Origin of the sequence: Streptacidiphilus monticola (genome assembly GCF_042658505.1) — a bacterium.
Lineage (GTDB): Bacteria > Actinomycetota > Actinomycetes > Streptomycetales > Streptomycetaceae > Streptacidiphilus > Streptacidiphilus monticola.
In genome coordinates this window covers 153,685-170,199 of record NZ_JBHSQJ010000064.1, presented here as the reverse complement: position 1 = coordinate 170,199, position 16,515 = coordinate 153,685, and the positions used below count along the sequence as shown (strand labels likewise).

Below are 16,515 nucleotides of genomic sequence, written 5' to 3'. Positions count from 1 at the left end.
GCGGCCGGCAGCCGGCCGCGTTGCGGCCTGGGCCGCCCCCGGCCATGCGACGTGCGGCGCATCTGAGCACCCAACCATGGCCTGCGACAGGCGGGTTCGCGGTCCTGCAGGCGACGATCGGTACGGCCTAACCCCGCGACCGCGCGTGGGGCGCGGCCGGACGAGCGGAACACTGGCAGGACCGGGTTCCTGGGCACGGCAGGAGAACAGGCCTGGTTTCCGTCAGGTCGATGATCTCTTCGAGGACCTTGGAGGGTCGGCACAGGCGCAGCGCGATGTCACGGCGGACGGCGGCCTCGCGAAGACGCAGTAACGTGTTGACGGCGCCGGTGTCGCAGAAGCGCAGCCCGGAGCCGTCGAGCCTGATCGTCTTGATACCGCGTTCGAGGACCGGCCCCAGCGCGGCGGGCAGAGTGGCGCAGGTGTGGAAGTCGAAGACGCCGTCGAGCCGGACGGTGAGCGTGTCGCGGTGGGCTGCGACTTTCATCCGCAGGAGTGAGCGGTCGCCGGCCGTGCGTCGGTCGGGTCTGTCCCAGCGGGCGCGAAGCGGCGTGTTGGCTTCTCTCAGCAGTGCGTGGGCGGCTCCATAGCTGCGTCCCAGGAGATCGGCGATGTCGCGGATGGCGACGCCGCTTTCGTACCACGCCCGGGCACTGTGGGCCATCTCGGCACGGGTGCGGCCGCGAGCCGGTTCGCGCTTGCCGGGAGCCTGTTCATGGTTGTCTCCCTTCGGTCGGTCGGTGCGACGGGGTCCATCGTCACGCCAGACCGCTGGTGAGACTGCCAATCCGCCTATGAGGGGGGCGCGTTGCGGGCCGCGCGCCGTGCGTGACGCGAAGACCGGGCAAGTTTGGGTGGAATTGTCAATTGGCATATGCCAGACCATTCTTGCCGCCGGGACAGTCCGCCGGGACGTACGGGGCGAGGCGGTGCCGGTCGGCCCGAGTGTCACCAGGCGGCCGCTGGTGCAGGTACCCCGCGAGCTGCCGGAGGCCCCGGTGACGGTGGCGGCTTCCAGCCCAGTGGCCCAGCGCCCGCCACGCCCGCCAGCCACGGATTGTGTCCGGGCTCGGCGAGGCCGGTCGTCTCATCGTCCCCCCGGCCTCACGGCCTCGTCGGCTACGGCGCAGCCGGTTCGGTCGCCCCTGCGGGCGACATGCGCGCAGTACGGCCGTCGTACTCCCGGCGGGCGGTGATGACTTCCTCGATGTGCCGCACCGACCACTCCGTGAGCGCCTTGAGGGGTTCCCGCAAAGTCTGGCCGAGCGCGGTGAGTTCGTACTCCACGTGCGGCGGCACCTCCGGGTAGACGGTCCGCCTGACCAGTCCGTCGCGTTCGAGGGTGCGCAGGGTCTGGGTGAGCATCTTCTCGCTGACGCCCGCCAGCGCCTGTCGCAGCCGGCTGAACCGGCAGGCCCCGTTCCGGCCGAGCTCGCCCAGCACCAGGACCGCCCACTTGCTGCCGATCTGGTCGAGCAGATCCCGCGACGGGCACCCGCGCTCGTACGGATCGAATGACGCTATGGCCCCGGTCACGTTCCCGACACCTGCCACAAGGCTCACCTCGATACTTTCACTCGGGTGAGTACCCTACCAGGAAGTGGTTACTTCCCAGTGGAGAGCATGCAGCTCATCCTGGTTCCCATCCCGCGGCGGACGAGCAGCGGGAGGCGTGCGAGGCACGCGGGAAAGGAAGGAAGGACCGCCATGTCGATCGTCGTCACCGGGGTCACCGGCCAGCTGGGAAGGCTCACCGTCGAGGCGCTGTTGCGTCGCGGGATCCCGGCCGCGGACATCATCGCGACCGGCAGGAACCCAGCCGGGCTCAAGGACCTCGCGGAGCGGGGCGTCACGACGCGCCGCGCCGACTTCACGGACTCCGACAGCCTGGCCGAAGCCTTCGCGGGGGCGGACAGGCTACTGCTGATCTCGGCCTCGGTCCCCGTGGAGGAGCGAGTCGCCAACCACCGCCGGGCGATCGACGCCGCCGTGACCGCGGGCGTGTCGCTGGTGGTGTACACGAGCACGACCCACGCGGACACGGCCACCACCGTCATCGGAGCCACACACCGCGAGACCGAAGAGCACCTGCGGGACCGCGGAATCCCCACGGTGTTGCTGCGCAACGGCTGGTACCTGGAGAACTACACCAGCCAGTTGGCGCGAATCCTCAACTACGGCGCCGTTGTCGGCGCCGCGGGCCAGGGGCGGATCAGCGCCGCGTCCCGCGCCGACTACGCCGAGGCCGCGGCCGTCGTCCTCACCGCCGAGGGCCACGCCGGCGCCGTGTACGAGCTCGGCGGCGACGAGCCGTTCACGCTGGCGGACCTGGCCGACGCGATCTCTGCTGCGAGCGGGAAGCAGATCGCCTACTCCGACCTGCCGGTCGACGAGTTCGCCCAGGTGCTGGTCGCCGCCGGCCTGCCCGCCGAGCTGGCGGAGGTACTGGCCGACGCCGACCTCGGCCTGGGCCGTGGCGAGATGTACACCGATTCCGGCGACCTGCGCCGCCTGATCGGCCGCCCGCCGATGACCCTGGCGGAGGCGATCGCAGCCGCGCCGTTCTAGCCCGGCACCACCTGGACGGCAGGGTGCGACCAGGGCGGGCGTGGGCTGCTGTCGCAGTCGGAGGGCGGGCGGTGTCCCCAGGGCCGGAGCCGTGGCCGACAGTCGTGCTCGACAGTCAACCTGGACACGGTCGGGGTGACGGGCATGCCTGAGCCGTTCGCCGCGAGCGTCGTGGGGGGATCGTCTGGTGAGGCGTGGCGCGGCCGGACTCGAAGGGCCGTGTTGCGGCGACGTCACCGCGGCCGAGCGCCCGGTCAGGGTCGGCGCGCCGGTGGGGCGCGTGCTTGCCCTGGTCGCGGACGAGGAGGACGCCAGGCTTGGTAGCGAGGCCGTGGTCGCAGCTCTGGCGGGTCCCGCGTCCATTCCGATGCCTGTCTGATCGGCGGGATTGCGGAGCGGTTCCCTGTGCCGTCTTCCGAGCGAACCGGCGCCCACTCCCATGCTTGTCCGCGTCAGCGGCTCGTGCTTGACTCGTCTGCCGAAATGCCCCGCGGCGGTTCAAGGTGCCCACCGTGGCTCCTTGTTGCCCAGCACGGCTCCGATGCACAAGGAAGGCGCGATGAAGCTCCTCCTCACGTCAGGCGGCGTCAGCAACCAGAGCATTCGTGAGGCCCTGTGCGACCTGCTGGGCAAACCCATCGCCGAATCCACCGCCTTGTGCGTCCCCACCGCGATGTACGGCATGCCCGGGACCGCCGTCATGACATGGCGGCAGATCGCCGGGCAGACCCCGACGCCCATGGTCGAGCTGGGGTGGAAGTCCGTGGGCATGCTGGAGCTGACCGCGCTGCCCAGTGTCGACGAGCAGAACTGGGTCCCCGTGGTCCGGGAGACCGACGCCCTGCTCGTGTGCGGTGGCGACGTCCTGTATCTGCACCACTGGATGTGCGAGTCCGGTCTGGCGGATCTCCTGCCGTCGCTGAGGGAGACGGTCTACGTGGGCCTGAGCGCAGGCAGCATGGTGATGGCCCCGCACGTGGGGGAGGAGTTCGTCGGCTGGAAGCCGGCCGCCGGGGGTGACAGCGCTCTGGGCATGGTCGAGTTCTCGATCTTCCCTCACCTGGACAACCCGATGTGCCCGCAGAACACCATGGCCCACGCTCAGAAGTGGGCCTCGCGGATGCCGGTTCCCGGATACGCGATTGACGATGCCACGGCCATCAAGGTGGTGGACGGCGCCGTCGAGGTCGTCTCCGAAGGTCAGTGGAAGCTCTTCGAGCGCTGGTCGAGTTGACCACGAGCGTTGGGGGCAGTGCTGGGGTTCGATCAGGAGTGAAGACCTCAGCTGCGATGGAGCTGCCCGGGACTGCGCACCGCGACCGAGACGCGCGTGTGCGACCGGTGCCGCGAACGCAAGCAGGCCCTGCCTGCATCGGCTCGCCGACGGGGCCGCCCGGGGTGCACCCTGGGCACATGAGACGGAGAGCGGTGCAGGACGGGCAGGCCGACAGCGAGGCCACGGCCATGGCCACGGCCACGCCGCCCACGGAGGAGCTGGCCGACCTGGCCGAGGTCGTCCAGGCAGAGGAGGGGTCCACGCCCCGGAAGACCGCCGACCCGGACGGGCGCGACGAGGGCCTCCTGGAGTAGCTTGAGGGGCCTTCGACCCTCCGCGCCGCAACTCCCATGGCGCTCAAGGCGTTCACATGCCGCCCCCCGAGTCGGCACACCACTGGGGGCGGCTGAAGTTCGATGCGCGTCGCGTCGCGTCGCGGCGAAGAGGACCCGCCTGCTGAGCCCTCTCGACCCATCGCGGCCTCAGCAGGCGGGGGTCCAGTCCGGGCGCCGACCGAGCAGCGCGAGGGTGCGGTCGAGCGGCCCGGCCCCGGGAGCGGGGTCCAGTTCGGGCTTGAAGGCGCTGCCCGCGGCGAGGCGCGCCTGGCCGCGGGGGACCGCGAGGGCGACGGCCAGCCCTGCCTCCAGCAGTTCGTCCCCCGGGTCGTAGTCGCGACCGAGGCTCCGGGCGACGTCCCAGCCGTGCACGAGGTAGTCCACCAGGTGGAAGCCGACGGCCAGGGCAGCCGGGAACTGTCCGTCCTGAGCCAACTGCGGCAGTGCGAGGGCCTGCTGAGGGCCGCTCAGCTCGGCGAAGGCCGCGGTCACGTCCTCGGCCGCGGTCAGGTGGTCCGCCACCGGATCCGACGCCGTCGGCCACTCCGCCCATACGCCCGCCTCCCCGCCCCGCCCGCGGGCCGCTGCCGCGAAGCCACGGTGCTGCGCCGTCATGTGGGCGAGCAGCCGCCTCAGGTCCCAGCCGTCACAGGGGGTCGGACGGCTGAGATCTCCAGGGCCGGCCTGGGCGGCGAATCCGGCGCTGTCGCGGACCGCCTCGGCGTCGAGCCGCAGGAGGCGATCGAACTCCTTCGAATCCATATGCATATGCCTACGATGTGCTCATGCATATGGATTGTCAACGGGTACGTTCCTGCCATGCCGGAGAACCGCCCCGACCTCGCCGCCATGATCGTCCCGCTGGGCCGCGCCCTGATGGCCGCCGAGCAGCCAGTCCTCGACGCGTACGGGATCACGATGTGGGGATACTCGGTGCTGCTCCACCTCGACGACGCGCCGGTCCGCACCCAGGCGGCCCTGGCCGAGGCGATCCGGGCGGACAAGACCCGGATCATCCCGGTTCTCGACGACCTCGCCGCCCGTGGTCTGATCCTCCGCCGGCCCGATCCAGCCGACCGCCGGGTCCGCCTTCTCTCGCTCACACCGGAGGGCCGCCGCCTGCGCGACACGGTCCAGTCCGCCATCCAGGCGGGCGAACGCCGCCTGCTCTCCGGCGTCCCACCCCGCGACCGCGACGCCTTCCTCCGTGTCCTGCGCTCGTTGTCGCAGCTGTCGGACGTCGACTTCGGCCCGCAGGCGCAGACCCGCGCGGCGGAAGAGAGGGAGTCAGGCGCCGAGTGATCGGCGGCCGTCGCCGTCGCGGGGGTTCGGCGGGCGAGGCGCTGCGTCGAGGTCGGCTCGGTGCCGCGGTCGCCACTGCCTCGCCGGACGGCCAGCGGCCCAGGCCCGGGGCAGGCCCGGCCTGGGCCTCCGGCTTCGAGGTGGTGACGAGAGCCGAACTCGGGCCGGCGGCGCACGCGCTGAGGGCGGGCCGCTGCTGCGGGCGGCTGCCGCATGTCCTGGCTGTGCGTCAGCAGCCGGGCGCAGCAAGGACGTTCGGCAGCCCCATCGGGTACCTGCCCGTCAGCCGAGCTGGGTGCCGACCTGCGAGGCGATCAGCTCCAGGTGGTCGAGGTCGTCCAGGTCGAGCACCTGGAGGTAGATGCGGCTGCTGCCCGCCTCGGCATAGCGGCCGATCTTGTCGACCACCTCCGCGGGAGTGCCGGCCAGTCCGTTGGCCTTGAGCTCGTCCACCTCGCGGCCGATGGCAGCGGCACGGCGGGCCACCTCGGCGTCGTCGCGGCCCACGCAGACGACGAGCGCGTTGCTGTACCGCATAGACTCCGGCGCGCGGCCGGCCTTCTCGACGTAGCCGCGCACGTTGTCGATCTGCGCGGCGGTCTCCTCGACGGAGACGAAGGGGAGGTTGTACTCGTCCGCGAAGCGTGCCGCGAGCTCGGGCGTGCGGACCGGGCCGGTGCCGCCGACCAGGACCGGGATCTGCTCCTGGACCGGCTTGGGCAGCGCGGGGGAGTCCTTGAGCCGGTAGTAGGTCCCCTCGAAGTCGAAGGTCTCGCCGAGCTTCGTGGCCCACAGCCCGGTGACGATGGCCAGTTGCTCCTCCAGCCTGCCGAACTTGCTCGCGGGGAACGGGATTCCGTAGGCGGTGTGCTCCGCCTCGTACCACCCGGCACCGAGGCCGAGCTCGACGCGTCCCCCGCTCATCTGGTCGACCTGCGCCACCTGGATCGCGAGTACGCCCGGGTACCGGAAGGTGGCGGCGGTCATCAGGGTGCCGAGCCTGATGCGCTTCGTCTCGCGCGCCAGCCCGGCCAGCGTCGTCCACGCGTCCGTCGGCCCCGGCAGCCCGTCGGAGTCGCCCATGGACAGGTAGTGGTCCGAACGGAAGAACGCGTCGAACCCCAAGTCCTCGGCGGCTCGGGCGATGCGCAGCAGGGTGTCGTAGGTCGCGCCCTGCTGCGGTTCTGTGAAGACACGAAGATCCATGTCCCCAACCTACGTCAGCCGCCACGGCGTCCCCCTCCGACCTGCCGCCTCGCGCGCCGTGCCGGCTCTCAGTGCCGGGCAGGGCCTAAGGGGTTCGTCGCCGACAGGTCAGGTACAGCGGCATGAAGAGGATCCACAGGCACAGGCAGCCCAGTGCCCAGGTGGCGGGCGTGGCCACTTCCATCGATCCCACCGAGAAGGAGACGGGCGTTCCCCGCCTGGAGTGGGCGGAGGCGTCGTGGTGAACCCACAGTACGGTCGCGAGGAGGACCGCCAGGGGAGTCAGCGTGGTGAGGTACGGCGCCATCGCGCGGTTGCTCTTTCGGTGATGATGCGGGCGACGGCGGCGGCGTCGTCCGGGGTGATCGTCGGGTGGACCCGGTGGCCGACGTCGAGCACGAGCGCCGTGTCCTTGTGCGGCCGGTGGGGATCGAGGTTCGACCAGTGGACGAAGTCGCCCGAGCCCCAGATGCGCCACCTGCGCGCCTTGTTGACGCCGGTCAGCGGGAGTGTTCGGACGCTGTGGATCGAGGTGTAGCGGATCCGCTTGGTGCCCCAGGGGTAGTAGCGGCGGATCGCGATCCCTTCGTCGTCGCAGCGGATGGTGCCGTCGTCGTAGGCGGCCGTGGTCATGGTCGTGGTCCCTTCCTTACGGTCCGTCGGCCGCTGGGGGCATCGGTGCGCCCGGTCACCGGCCGGGGCGTCACCGGGTCATGGCGCCACGGGGTCATGGCGCCAGGGGGTCACGGCGTCTCGGGGGCGAGGATGAAGATGCCCGCGACCTTCTCGTCGGAGTCGAACGCGATGCGGGCCTTCATGTCGCCAGCCTCATAGCGCAAGGGGATGTCGACGACCGTGTGGTCGCCGATGCGTCGCACGAACGGCTCGCCCTCGCCGAAGCCTTCGAAGGCGCCGACGAGGCCGGCCACCGTGGCCATGCCGTCGAGGCGGACGTCGTCGGTGAAGGCGGCCAGCACCTCGGCGTTGAACGACGGCCGGGCGTCGTCCATGCGGCCGTCGAGGACCGCGGCTGCGATCCGGGTGGCGCGGGCGGCGGCGTCGGTCATGTGCACGGTCTTGTCCATGGGTTGCCCCGTTCTCGGGTCGATGGGTCTGCCGAAGCGCTGGAAGGCGGCCTGGCGAGTGACTCCGAGCAGGTCCCCGATCTCCTGCCAGGTGTGGCCGGCGTCGCGGCACTGCTGCACGGACAGCTTCAGCACCTGCTCCGCCAGACCGTCGACGTCCGCGGCGAGGCGGACGAGGTCGAGATAGGCCGGCTGGGCCACGGGGCTGCCGGTGGACCGGGCCAGGAGCCCGGCCTGCTCGGCCAGGCGGGAAGCCAGGCCAGTGAGCGGCATCGGTGAATCAGTCACATGTCAAGGATGGCTTTACACGGGCGGCTCGTCAAGGATCCCTTTACAGCCTCGTCCGGTGAGTGCGCCGAGGCAGGGGAGCGCTGCTTCAGTCGCCGCCCGTGCCCAGTGCCTCGATCTCCGCGCGTACCGTCAACGCGGCGTCGTGATGGCCCAGTTCCTGCCACAGGGCGTGGGCCTCCAGGAAAAGGGCGCGAGCCTGGGTCGGGGCCTGGTCGGCTGCCTTGATCCGGCCGAGGTCGGCGAGGATGCTGGCCTGCGCGTAACGGTCGCCAACCCTCCGGGCGATGGGGAGTGCCTGTTCGAGGAGGGGGAGGCTTTCCGCCGGCCGACCGTGGTGAAGGTGGACCTCGGCCAGGTTGAGCAGCGCCACGGCCTCGCCGTCGACATCGCCCTCCTCCCGGTGGATCTCGAGGGCGGCGTGCAGGTAGTCGAGCGCTTCCGCGTCCTGGCCCAGGGCGTTCGCGCACGTGCCGAGGTTGTTCAGCGAGTTTGCTTCGGCGGACCGACGCCCCAGGGCGCGGGACATGGCGAGAGCCTGGAGCTGGTGCGTCATCGACTCGGCCCACCGTCCCTGGTGGGAGAGCAGGCTGCCGAGGTTGCTCAGGACGGCCACCTCACCGATCCGGTCCCCGATCTCACGTCGGATGCGCAGCGCGGCCGTCAGGTCCTGCGCGGACTCCTCGAAGCGGCCCGCCAGGGTCATCAGGCTGCTGCGCCCGTTGAGCAGGGATGCCTCCGCGCCGCTCTCCCCGACGGCCCGGGCCGCGGCCAGGCCGACATCGATCATGGCCAGTGACTCCGCGTACCAGCCGCACTGGCGGAAGGGGCCTCCCGCGAAGACGGGAAGTCGCCAGGCGATGTCGAACGCCTGGTGCTCGAAAGCGAGTTGAGCGGCCTCCAGCAGGGCCGCGCGCTCCTTGTCGCACCAGCCGGTGGCCGCGTCGACGTCGGCGAACACCAGGGGGTGCTGCTGCCGGTCGGCCTCCGGGAGCGCGGGGCGGCGGCCGTTGGGAAGCAGGAGGCCGTCGGCGGCGGCCACGCCACCCAGATACCAGCGGGCCATGCGGCGCGCCGCCGCCCGCTGGGCGTCGGTGTCCTCCTCGGCCAGCTGCTAGCGGGCGTAGAGGCGCAGCAGGTCATGGAGGCGGTAGCGTCCCGGTTCCGGGCTGTCCACCAGGTGGTGGTCCACGAGCTGTTCGAGGGCTTCCTCGGTGTCCTGCGCCGGATGTCCCAGCAGGGCGGCTGCGGCGGGCAGGCCGACCTCCTTGGGGGCCAGGCCGAGGAGCCGGAACGCCCGGCGGAGATCGATCGCCGTGTCGGTCTGCGGCTTGGGCAGGCCGGTGTAGGTCAGGTGGAACACCGCCCGGACGGTCAGGTCGGCTGCTTTGAGCTCGTCGAGTCGGCGGCGCTCGTCACGCAGCCGGACCGCGAGCGCGCCCACCGGCCAGGACGGTCGTGCGGTCAGGCGGGCCGCGGCGATCTGGACGGCAAGCGGAATGCCGTCGCACAGTCGGGCCAGTTCGGCTGCCGCAACCGGATCCTGGCCCACGCGGGCAGCACCGATCCGTGCGGTCAGCAGGTCGACGGCCTCTCTGTCGGTCAGCGGGCCCAACAACGTGGTTCGGGCGCCCGGAATTCCGGGCAGCCAGTCGCGGCTGGTGACCAGGACGGCGCAGGACCGTTCGGCGGGCAGGAGCGGCAGCACCTGGTGGGTGTCCTTGGCGTTGTCCAGCAGCACCAGCGCGCGTCGGCCGTGCAGGGCGCTGCGCCACCGGCCGGCGAGTTCGTCCACGTCGGCGCGCGGGTCCACGTCGCTGCCCAGGGCCCGGAGCCAGCCGCTCAGGACGTGGTGCGGGTCGCGGGGCGCGAGGTCGGTGCCGCCGAGGTCGGCGAAGAAGTGGCCGTCGGGGAAGCCCGGTGCGAGGCGGCGGGCCAACTGGAGGGCAAGGGACGTCTTGCCCATTCCGCCACCAGGGCCGCTCGCAGAGCCTGCAGCTCCTGCGCGCGCCCGGCGAACCCGGCCAGGGCTGGGGGGAGTTGGGCGACCGCCGGTTTGGGTGGCGGTTGCGCGGCGCCCGAGGTCGTGACCGCGCGGGCTTCGGGGATCCGGCTTCGGATCGTGGGCTCTGGCGAGCCGGCGGCCGCGGGTGCCTCCGGTGGGGTCGGAGCGGGCTGGGCGCCGGTGGCGATCGCGTGCAGGCGCAGCAGGTCCTCGTCGCCGTGCGTCGCCGCCAGCAGGCTGGTCAGCGCGGCGTGGGTGACCAGGCGCTTGCCGTTCAGCCAGCGCTCCCAGGAGGCGTGGCTGTAGTGGGTCAGCCGGCCCATCTGCTGGTAGGTCAGGCGGTGTTCGTCCTTGAGAGCGCGTAAGCGGGTGACCAGTTGCCGGTGCGCCGGCCCCAGATCGTCGGGCAGCGCGGCCCAGTACGTCACGACCTGTTCACCCCCTGACGACGTCACCACATGGTGGTGACGCGGTCTCACCGCGCACCTCACCGGCGCTGTGCCGATGTGATTGTCACACGCACGGTCCAGGTGCTTGGCGGCCTCTCACCGAATCCCGAAGATCGACGGAGCCAGGTTGGTCCCGGCCGCCGCACGGTCGCCGGGGCCGCGCTTCTACAGACGGGGGAACTGCCGTGCGCTTCAGGCTACTTGGCCCACTGGAAGTCACCGACCTCGCCGGAGGATGGAGGCCGGTCACCGGTCCGCGTCAGCGGGCCCTGCTGGCCACCTTGCTCCTGAACGCCAACACACCGGTGTGCGTGGACCGACTCGCCGAAACGGTCTGGGACGGCGCTCCGCCTGCCGGCTACGCCCAGACCCTGCGCAGCCATGTGATGCGGCTGCGCCGCAGCCTGCCCGCACAGGATGGGGCATGCCTGAGGGCCCAACCTCCCGGGTACGTGCTCGGGCTCGACGAGGGTGCTCTCGACGGGCACCGCTTCGAGGCGCTGTGCCGTGCAGCGGCCGACCGGTTTCACGCCGGTGCCTGGAGCGCGGTGGCCGAAACGGCGGAACGAGCCCTGACGTTGTGGCGCGCGACGCCGCTCCTGGACGTGCCCTCCCAGGTCCTGCGCGAGAGCGTCGTTCCGCGCTGGGAGTGCCTGCGCCTGCAGGTCCTGGAGTTCCGGTTCGACGCGGAACTGCGCCTGGGGCACCACCAGATGGTGGTGCCCCAGCTGCGGGACCTCGTGGCGGCTCACCCCCTGCACGAACGCTTCCACGCGCAGCTGATGGTGGCCCTGTCACGGACGGGGCGCCGTGTCGAGGCGCTCTCGGTCTACCGATCGGCACGGCGCACGCTGATCGACGAACTCGGCGTCGAGCCGGGGCAGGAGATGGCGAGCCTGCATCAGGCCATCCTGTCCGGCGCCGACCCGGGCGTCGACCGCGCGGCCTGACCTCCCCCTGTCGCGCGGCCTCGCCACTGAGCGCAGGACCGCCCGACAGCCCGCACGGGCCGGCACGGCAGGCCGTCATCGCCGGGTCTCCCGGGAGGCCCGTGCCACGCGCCTGCCACAACCGTCGCACGGCGTTGCCACGCCTGCCCGGCATGGTCGTGAGGCAGCTGCAGGACCGGCGGATCGCGGTCCGCACAGGCAATCACCGACAGTCCTCCTTCACGAGGGGAAACAACCATGGCAAACCGCTCTCTCACCCGGCCGCTCGCCCGGCGGATCGCCGCCGCCGCCGTCGGCGTCCTCGCCTTCGGCGGCCTCACCGTGGCGGCCGGCGCGCCGGCGCAGGCCGCGAGCTCGTCCCTGTGCAACTACACCAACTCCCAGCCGGAGATCACCGTCGGCAGCCAGGGCATAGCGGTGAAGCAGGCCCAGTGCGAGCTCAACTGGGCCTACGCGAAGGGTCACTCCACCAACTACGGCAACGGCTCGTACCAGGGGCTCACCGTGGACGGCGACTTCGGCTCCAACACCGAGGCCGCGACGAAGAACTTCCAGATCCACTGCATGGGCGCGACGGACCCCGACGGCATCATCGGGCCGAACACCTGGTCCGCGCTCAACTACTGGGTCAGCCAGCCCGGCTACTGCTGAACCCGGCCCACGACCCGCTCCCCATCACCCCGCTCCACCCAAGGCCCGCACCACCGCTCGGCGGGGCGCTTCGCCCTGCCCGGAAGCAGCAGTCACCTCTGCAGACAAGGAACAGTTGATGTCTCTCAAGAGACGTTCGGTCCTGGCCGTCGCGGCCGCCGCGGTTGCGCTGGTTGCCGCGACGCCCACCCTCGCCAACGCCGCCCCGACCACCGCCGCGTCCGCGGCGGCCGTCACCGCCAACTCGTCCGTGAACGGCAGCATTTCGGCCTCGGAGATCCTGTCCCGGGCGGCTTCCTGGAACGGCACGCCGTACAGCACGACGACCTACAAGTACGGCCCCGGGGGCGACATCGCCTACCGCACCGACTGCTCGGGCTACGTGTCGATGGCGCTGCACCTGGCCAGCAGCCTGACCACGATCTCCCTGCCGTCGGTGGTCCACTCCATCAGCAAGGCCGACCTTCAGCCCGGCGACATCATCGGCGTGCTCGGGCCGAACACCGGCGGCAACGCCGGTCACGTGCTGATCTTCGACGGCTGGGCGAACAGCGCCCACAGCCAGTACTACGCCTGGGAGAACTCCGGCGGCGCAGGCGTCCACCACCCCACCATCCCCTACCCGTACTGGCCGAACACCAGCGGACCCGCGGCCTCCCTGTACCAGCCCTACCGGTACGACAACGAGTCCGGCACCAGCGCCGGCGTGCCGCCGTGGCCGAACCTGGTGGAGGGTGACACCGGCACCAATGTCGAGGCCGCGCAGTACCTGCTGGACGACCACGGCGCCTCCCTCACCACCGACGGCCAGTTCGGCGCCAACACCCTGGCCGCTGCCAAGGCCTACCAGTCCTCGCACGGCCTGAGCGTCGACGGCCAGATCGGCCCGCAGACGTGGAGCTCGCTGATCGTCCAGATCCAGCAGGGCTCCACCGGCGACGCCGTCACGGCCGCCCAGCTCGAACTGGACAAGTATGGCTACGGCCTGACCGTCGACGGCCAGTTCGGACCCGCCACCGACAGCGCGGTGCGGGCGTTCCAGTCCGCGCACGGACTCCAGGTCGACGGCCAGATCGGCCCGCAGACGTGGCAGACGCTGGTCGGCGACTGACACCGCCCCCGTTCCAGGCCACTCGGGCACCGCCGGCCGCCGGCCCGCCGGGAGGCGCAAGCGGGTACGGCAGAGTGCTGCGTGCCGCAGCAGAAAGGGACCGCGACCGGAGTCTTCCCGGTCGCGGTCTGTCCGCGTCGAGCCTTCAGTCGTCCTGCCGGGCTCAGACTCCGACGAGCGCGGGGAGGTCCGCGGGGGCGGGAGGCGTGGTCGGTGCCGGCTCCGCGGTGGCCCAGTGGGCGGGGCGCAGTTCCGAGTCCAGCAGCGCGCCGAGGTTGACCTCGACGGTCAGCTCGGCGCCCAGGAGGTCGCGTCCGTGCCGGCCGAGCAGCTTCTCCAACTCGCCCACGGGGGCGAGGACCAGGATCGCGCCGGCGCGCCAGGCCGGCAGGACGACCCAGGCACGGTCGGCGCGGACGCGGGCGACGCGTGCGAGCGTCCGCGCGCGGGGGTGGTGCGTGGATTCGACCTCACGGGCCATGGAACGGTCTCCTGCTGAGGGTTGGTTGCCGGTGTCCGCTGCCGTCTGCCCGCACTCCCGCATCTCATGCCGGGAAACTCGATCCACTTCCGGGGCCCTGCAGGTAGGGGAGCGGGACGGCGCGGCCCTCCGCTCAGTCGGGCGGTTCGGGAGGGCCTGGCTGCTCGTGGGGGTCGGTCGGCGTGGGTTCGGCCGGCGGGGGAGTGGGGTCCGGCTCGGGAGGCGGGACTTGGGTGCCGGGCGGGGCCGGGGGATCCGGGGTGGTCGGCGGCCTGACGGGCTCTGGCGCGGCAGGCTGCCGCACGGGCTGTCCGAGCGGGACGTCGTTGCGCTGGGCGGTACTCATGACGGCGTGAGCTCCTCTCTGCGGGCCGCTGCTTCCGGCACCACGAGCCCCACCTGCCCCGAACGAGGACGAAATCACCTCAGCCTCACGGCGGCACCAGGGGTGGCCGGGGCGGGTGGAGGCCGGCTCCCGGCGGGGTGAGACCCGGACCGGGCGGATCGGCGGACCCGTTGCCGTCCAACGCCGCGAACGCGCCGCACTCCGCTGGGCGCGGCCGAATCGACATGTCGTCAGGATGCGTCGCTGATCGGGTCGTTCGCGTCGCCGAGCCTGTCGTCGGGGTCGAGGCGGCAGGTTCCCCGTGCGAGCGGATCGGTTCGGGGTCGGTCCGTGCCTCGCCGCCCGTGCGGGCCGGTTGCCCGGGGCCTGGCGCCTGCGCGGAGGCACCGGACGGCAGCGTGGAGCCGTCCGCCGGAGCGGCCGACCGCGCGTCAGCCCACCGCCCGCCACGGGGTGAAGGGGCCGTGGCCCGGCGTCTCCTGCCGGGCCACGTGCAACCGTCCGTCGAGGCCGATCACCGCCACGACGGCCCGTCCGTGGGCGTCGTAGGCGGCTGCCGGGGTGTGCGCGAAGGCGCCGTCCGGGACCGGGAGTTCGGACCAAGGGGTTTCCTGCGGCCAGAAGCGGTAGGCGACGCCGCCAAGGTCGCTGCGGGTGACCAGCAGGGTGCCGTGGGCCGCGGAGGGGCCGGGTGCCGCCACCACCGGGCCGAAGCCGCCTCGCCCGCCGGCCGGCTGGGCGGGCTGGCCCCAGCGGCCGCCGGGCGCGTCCTCCTCCGCCACCATGATCCTGATGGACCCGGGGCGCCGGTACGCCACCATCACCCGGCCGTCGGGCTGCAGCGCCCCCCCGGGTGGCGCGCCGGGCACGGTCAGCTTGAACCTCGGGCCGCGGCTGAGCGGCTGCCTGATCTCCGACTGTCCCCAGTGGTGCACCGCCCCGCGGTTGGCGGCGAACACCTCGACCCGCCCGTCGTGGGAGGTCAGAGCGGCGAGTCCCTCCTGGAGTTCGGAGCCCTTGAGGTCGAGCCAGTCGGACCAGCCGGTGCCCGGGTCGAGGATCCGGGCGCTGACGCCCTGGCCGGCGTTGCGCACGAAGACGTGGATCCGGCCGAGACCGTCGCGAACGGCAGTGGGTCCGCCCAGGTGGCGGGAGCGTTCGCCGCCCGCCGACGGATTGCCCAGCGTCCGCCACGGGTGGAAGGGCATCTCCGGCTCGGACTGCTCGAGCAGCACGAGCTCCCGGCCCTGCGGACCGTCCTGCGTCAGCTCGGTCAGGCGCAGGGCGAAAAGCAGCCAGCGGCCGTCGGAGCTCAGTACCGGGGCGATGCCGGGCGCGAGGGGGCCGCCGCCCATCGGGAAGGGCCCGGTCCACTCGTCCCCGCCCGGTTCGGCCTGCATCCACGCGTTGGCCTGCTGTCCGACGACGGCGAAGGCCGTCAGCCGACCCTTCGGGTCCTGACCGAGCCACCGGGTGGCCGCGGGATAACGGGGGGTGGTGCTCTGCAGCCAGCCGGTGCCGCGGGTGTTGAAGGCGATGTGGTAGTCCCCCGAGCCGGCCGGGTCACCCGTGTCCCAGGCCTCCGCGCCGCCGTAGAGGTTGAGGTAGAACTCCTTCTGCGACACCGCCTGCGGGCTGAGCCCGTGCGGCCAGCGCTCGTTGGCGTAGCCGCGGAAGCTTTCGACCGAGAACCGGCCCGTGGCTTGCGGTCCCTGGTAGCCGTCGAGGGCCGCCCAGGCGAACAGGCCCGCCGCGGTGTGGTCGTGATGGTCCGACAGGTCGCCGAAGTCCCGGTGCTGCGGGAAGCGTTCGGGGTCGTGGACCAGGCGGTCGGGGTCGGGGTCGAGGGTGCGCACCAGGGTCGGCGCGAAGAGGCCGAGCAGCTGCCGCAGGGTGTCCAGCAGCCCGTCCCTGGTGTACGCGTACTCGGCGTCGACCAGGCCGCCGGCGGGCGCGATGGTCACGGCCGACTCGATCTCGCCCGCCCAGAGCCGCTGCAACTGCCGACGGGGGCCGGGCTCCTCGGCGTGCTGGCGGATGTTCAGGAAGACCAGGGAGACGTCCGGCCGGTCCTGCAGGGTGTAGACCTCCGCGTATCCGCCGCTCGTCGGGAGGACGGCCGATCGCCAGGGGGCCCGGGGGTTGCCGAGCGCCATCGCCCCGTAGGCGGCGCGCAGGCCGTTCTGCCGGGCCTTGGTGTAGGCGGCCTTGTCCGCGACGGCCAGGCCCTCCTGGAGGCGCATCGGGTTGCGGCCGTCGGCGTCGCCGGCGCTGAGGTACACCGTGGCGCTCGGCGTGCCGGCGCGCAGGCCGTGGACCGTCGCCGGGTTCATGAAGAACAGGTCGTCGTCGGGGTGTGCGACGATCTGCAGCACCCGTGCTCCCTCGGTCACTGCGAGCCCTTCTCTCTGGTCGGAACTGGTCGGCCGTGGTGGTCCCGATGGTCCTGGTCGATCCTGGTG

Annotated in this window: 17 protein-coding genes; 7 read left to right on the top strand and 10 right to left on the bottom strand. The window is 72.1% G+C overall.

The genetic code is table 11. From position 1 onward, the window contains the following. Nucleotides 1–127: 127 nt before the first annotated feature. Together ACFP3V_RS16340 and ACFP3V_RS16335 are read right to left on the bottom strand one after the other, a co-directional pair. A complete protein-coding gene (locus ACFP3V_RS16340; RefSeq protein ID WP_380583970.1) occupies nucleotides 128–874 on the bottom strand; it encodes an STAS domain-containing protein in 747 nt (248 codons plus the stop codon). A 245-nt stretch (nucleotides 875–1,119) separates the two neighbouring features. Continuing rightward, on the bottom strand, nucleotides 1,120–1,554 hold the full coding sequence (locus ACFP3V_RS16335) for a winged helix-turn-helix transcriptional regulator (protein ID WP_380583968.1): 435 nt from the start codon (nucleotides 1,552–1,554) through the stop codon (nucleotides 1,120–1,122). 153 nt (nucleotides 1,555–1,707) lie between these two features. On the opposite strand from ACFP3V_RS16335, the gene ACFP3V_RS16330 reads away from it, so the two are divergent. The 3 genes from ACFP3V_RS16330 to ACFP3V_RS16320 all read left to right on the top strand — a co-directional run bounded on the left by ACFP3V_RS16330 (nucleotide 1,708) and on the right by ACFP3V_RS16320 (nucleotide 4,158). After that, on the top strand, nucleotides 1,708–2,568 hold the full coding sequence (locus ACFP3V_RS16330) for an SDR family oxidoreductase (protein ID WP_380583967.1): 861 nt from the start codon (nucleotides 1,708–1,710) through the stop codon (nucleotides 2,566–2,568). 559 nt (nucleotides 2,569–3,127) lie between these two features. Beyond that, nucleotides 3,128–3,802 carry a Type 1 glutamine amidotransferase-like domain-containing protein gene (locus tag ACFP3V_RS16325; protein ID WP_380583965.1) on the top strand — a complete coding sequence of 225 codons (675 nt, stop codon included), beginning with the start codon at nucleotides 3,128–3,130 and terminating at the stop codon, nucleotides 3,800–3,802. Between the two features lie 179 nt (nucleotides 3,803–3,981). Further along, nucleotides 3,982–4,158, top strand: a complete 177-nt coding sequence (locus ACFP3V_RS16320; RefSeq protein ID WP_380583963.1) for a hypothetical protein — start codon at nucleotides 3,982–3,984, stop codon at nucleotides 4,156–4,158. A gap of 168 nt (nucleotides 4,159–4,326) precedes the next feature. Here ACFP3V_RS16320 and ACFP3V_RS16315 read toward each other — a convergent pair whose 3' ends face one another. Beyond that, complete coding sequence (locus tag ACFP3V_RS16315) at nucleotides 4,327–4,941, bottom strand: TIGR03086 family metal-binding protein (protein WP_380583961.1); 615 nt, start codon at nucleotides 4,939–4,941, stop codon at nucleotides 4,327–4,329. Between the two features lie 57 nt (nucleotides 4,942–4,998). On the opposite strand from ACFP3V_RS16315, the gene ACFP3V_RS16310 reads away from it, so the two are divergent. Next, nucleotides 4,999–5,481, top strand: coding sequence for a MarR family winged helix-turn-helix transcriptional regulator (locus ACFP3V_RS16310; RefSeq protein WP_380583959.1), 483 nt, complete (start codon nucleotides 4,999–5,001; stop codon nucleotides 5,479–5,481). 282 nt (nucleotides 5,482–5,763) lie between these two features. On the opposite strand, the gene ACFP3V_RS16305 is transcribed toward ACFP3V_RS16310, so the two are convergent. From ACFP3V_RS16305 to ACFP3V_RS16280, 5 genes are all read right to left on the bottom strand, one after another. Further along, complete coding sequence (locus ACFP3V_RS16305) at nucleotides 5,764–6,687, bottom strand: LLM class F420-dependent oxidoreductase (protein WP_380583957.1); 924 nt, start codon at nucleotides 6,685–6,687, stop codon at nucleotides 5,764–5,766. A 282-nt stretch (nucleotides 6,688–6,969) separates the two neighbouring features. Further along, a complete protein-coding gene (locus ACFP3V_RS16300; RefSeq protein ID WP_380583955.1) occupies nucleotides 6,970–7,320 on the bottom strand; it encodes a hypothetical protein in 351 nt (116 codons plus the stop codon). A gap of 110 nt (nucleotides 7,321–7,430) precedes the next feature. Then, nucleotides 7,431–8,060: a DUF3887 domain-containing protein gene (locus ACFP3V_RS16295; protein ID WP_380583953.1), complete on the bottom strand. Its 630-nt coding sequence runs from the start codon at nucleotides 8,058–8,060 to the stop codon at nucleotides 7,431–7,433. A gap of 88 nt (nucleotides 8,061–8,148) precedes the next feature. Beyond that, nucleotides 8,149–9,126: a tetratricopeptide repeat protein gene (locus ACFP3V_RS16290; protein WP_380583951.1), complete on the bottom strand. Its 978-nt coding sequence runs from the start codon at nucleotides 9,124–9,126 to the stop codon at nucleotides 8,149–8,151. A 776-nt stretch (nucleotides 9,127–9,902) separates the two neighbouring features. After that, nucleotides 9,903–10,493: a helix-turn-helix domain-containing protein gene (locus ACFP3V_RS16280; RefSeq protein WP_380583949.1), complete on the bottom strand. Its 591-nt coding sequence runs from the start codon at nucleotides 10,491–10,493 to the stop codon at nucleotides 9,903–9,905. Between the two features lie 206 nt (nucleotides 10,494–10,699). On the opposite strand from ACFP3V_RS16280, the gene ACFP3V_RS16275 reads away from it, so the two are divergent. The 3 genes from ACFP3V_RS16275 to ACFP3V_RS16265 all read left to right on the top strand — a co-directional run bounded on the left by ACFP3V_RS16275 (nucleotide 10,700) and on the right by ACFP3V_RS16265 (nucleotide 13,226). Next, nucleotides 10,700–11,464, top strand: coding sequence for an AfsR/SARP family transcriptional regulator (locus ACFP3V_RS16275; protein ID WP_380583947.1), 765 nt, complete (start codon nucleotides 10,700–10,702; stop codon nucleotides 11,462–11,464). A 237-nt stretch (nucleotides 11,465–11,701) separates the two neighbouring features. Beyond that, nucleotides 11,702–12,115: a peptidoglycan-binding domain-containing protein gene (locus ACFP3V_RS16270; RefSeq protein WP_380583945.1), complete on the top strand. Its 414-nt coding sequence runs from the start codon at nucleotides 11,702–11,704 to the stop codon at nucleotides 12,113–12,115. A gap of 118 nt (nucleotides 12,116–12,233) precedes the next feature. After that, nucleotides 12,234–13,226: a C40 family peptidase gene (locus tag ACFP3V_RS16265; protein ID WP_380583943.1), complete on the top strand. Its 993-nt coding sequence runs from the start codon at nucleotides 12,234–12,236 to the stop codon at nucleotides 13,224–13,226. A gap of 163 nt (nucleotides 13,227–13,389) precedes the next feature. Here ACFP3V_RS16265 and ACFP3V_RS16260 read toward each other — a convergent pair whose 3' ends face one another. Beyond that, nucleotides 13,390–13,707, bottom strand: a complete 318-nt coding sequence (locus ACFP3V_RS16260; protein ID WP_380583941.1) for a hypothetical protein — start codon at nucleotides 13,705–13,707, stop codon at nucleotides 13,390–13,392. A gap of 777 nt (nucleotides 13,708–14,484) precedes the next feature. Then, nucleotides 14,485–16,446: a PIG-L family deacetylase gene (locus ACFP3V_RS16255; protein ID WP_380583939.1), complete on the bottom strand. Its 1,962-nt coding sequence runs from the start codon at nucleotides 16,444–16,446 to the stop codon at nucleotides 14,485–14,487. Nucleotides 16,447–16,515: the final 69 nt, after the last annotated feature.

Bases quoted from the DNA above. Each gene is read 5' to 3' on its own strand.
- ACFP3V_RS16340 (WP_380583970.1), bottom strand. From the start codon at position 874: ATGCCAATTGACAATTCCACCCAAACTTGCCCGGTCTTCGCGTCACGC.
- ACFP3V_RS16330 (WP_380583967.1), top strand. From the start codon at position 1,708: ATGTCGATCGTCGTCACCGGGGTCACCGGCCAGCTGGGAAGGCTCACC.
- ACFP3V_RS16325 (WP_380583965.1), top strand. From the start codon at position 3,128: ATGAAGCTCCTCCTCACGTCAGGCGGCGTCAGCAACCAGAGCATTCGT.
- ACFP3V_RS16320 (WP_380583963.1), top strand. From the start codon at position 3,982: ATGAGACGGAGAGCGGTGCAGGACGGGCAGGCCGACAGCGAGGCCACG.
- ACFP3V_RS16315 (WP_380583961.1), bottom strand. From the start codon at position 4,941: ATGGATTCGAAGGAGTTCGATCGCCTCCTGCGGCTCGACGCCGAGGCG.
- ACFP3V_RS16310 (WP_380583959.1), top strand. From the start codon at position 4,999: ATGCCGGAGAACCGCCCCGACCTCGCCGCCATGATCGTCCCGCTGGGC.
- ACFP3V_RS16305 (WP_380583957.1), bottom strand. From the start codon at position 6,687: ATGGATCTTCGTGTCTTCACAGAACCGCAGCAGGGCGCGACCTACGAC.
- ACFP3V_RS16300 (WP_380583955.1), bottom strand. From the start codon at position 7,320: ATGACCACGGCCGCCTACGACGACGGCACCATCCGCTGCGACGACGAA.
- ACFP3V_RS16290 (WP_380583951.1), bottom strand. From the start codon at position 9,126: ATGGCCCGCTGGTATCTGGGTGGCGTGGCCGCCGCCGACGGCCTCCTG.
- ACFP3V_RS16270 (WP_380583945.1), top strand. From the start codon at position 11,702: ATGGCAAACCGCTCTCTCACCCGGCCGCTCGCCCGGCGGATCGCCGCC.
- ACFP3V_RS16265 (WP_380583943.1), top strand. From the start codon at position 12,234: ATGTCTCTCAAGAGACGTTCGGTCCTGGCCGTCGCGGCCGCCGCGGTT.
- ACFP3V_RS16260 (WP_380583941.1), bottom strand. From the start codon at position 13,707: ATGGCCCGTGAGGTCGAATCCACGCACCACCCCCGCGCGCGGACGCTC.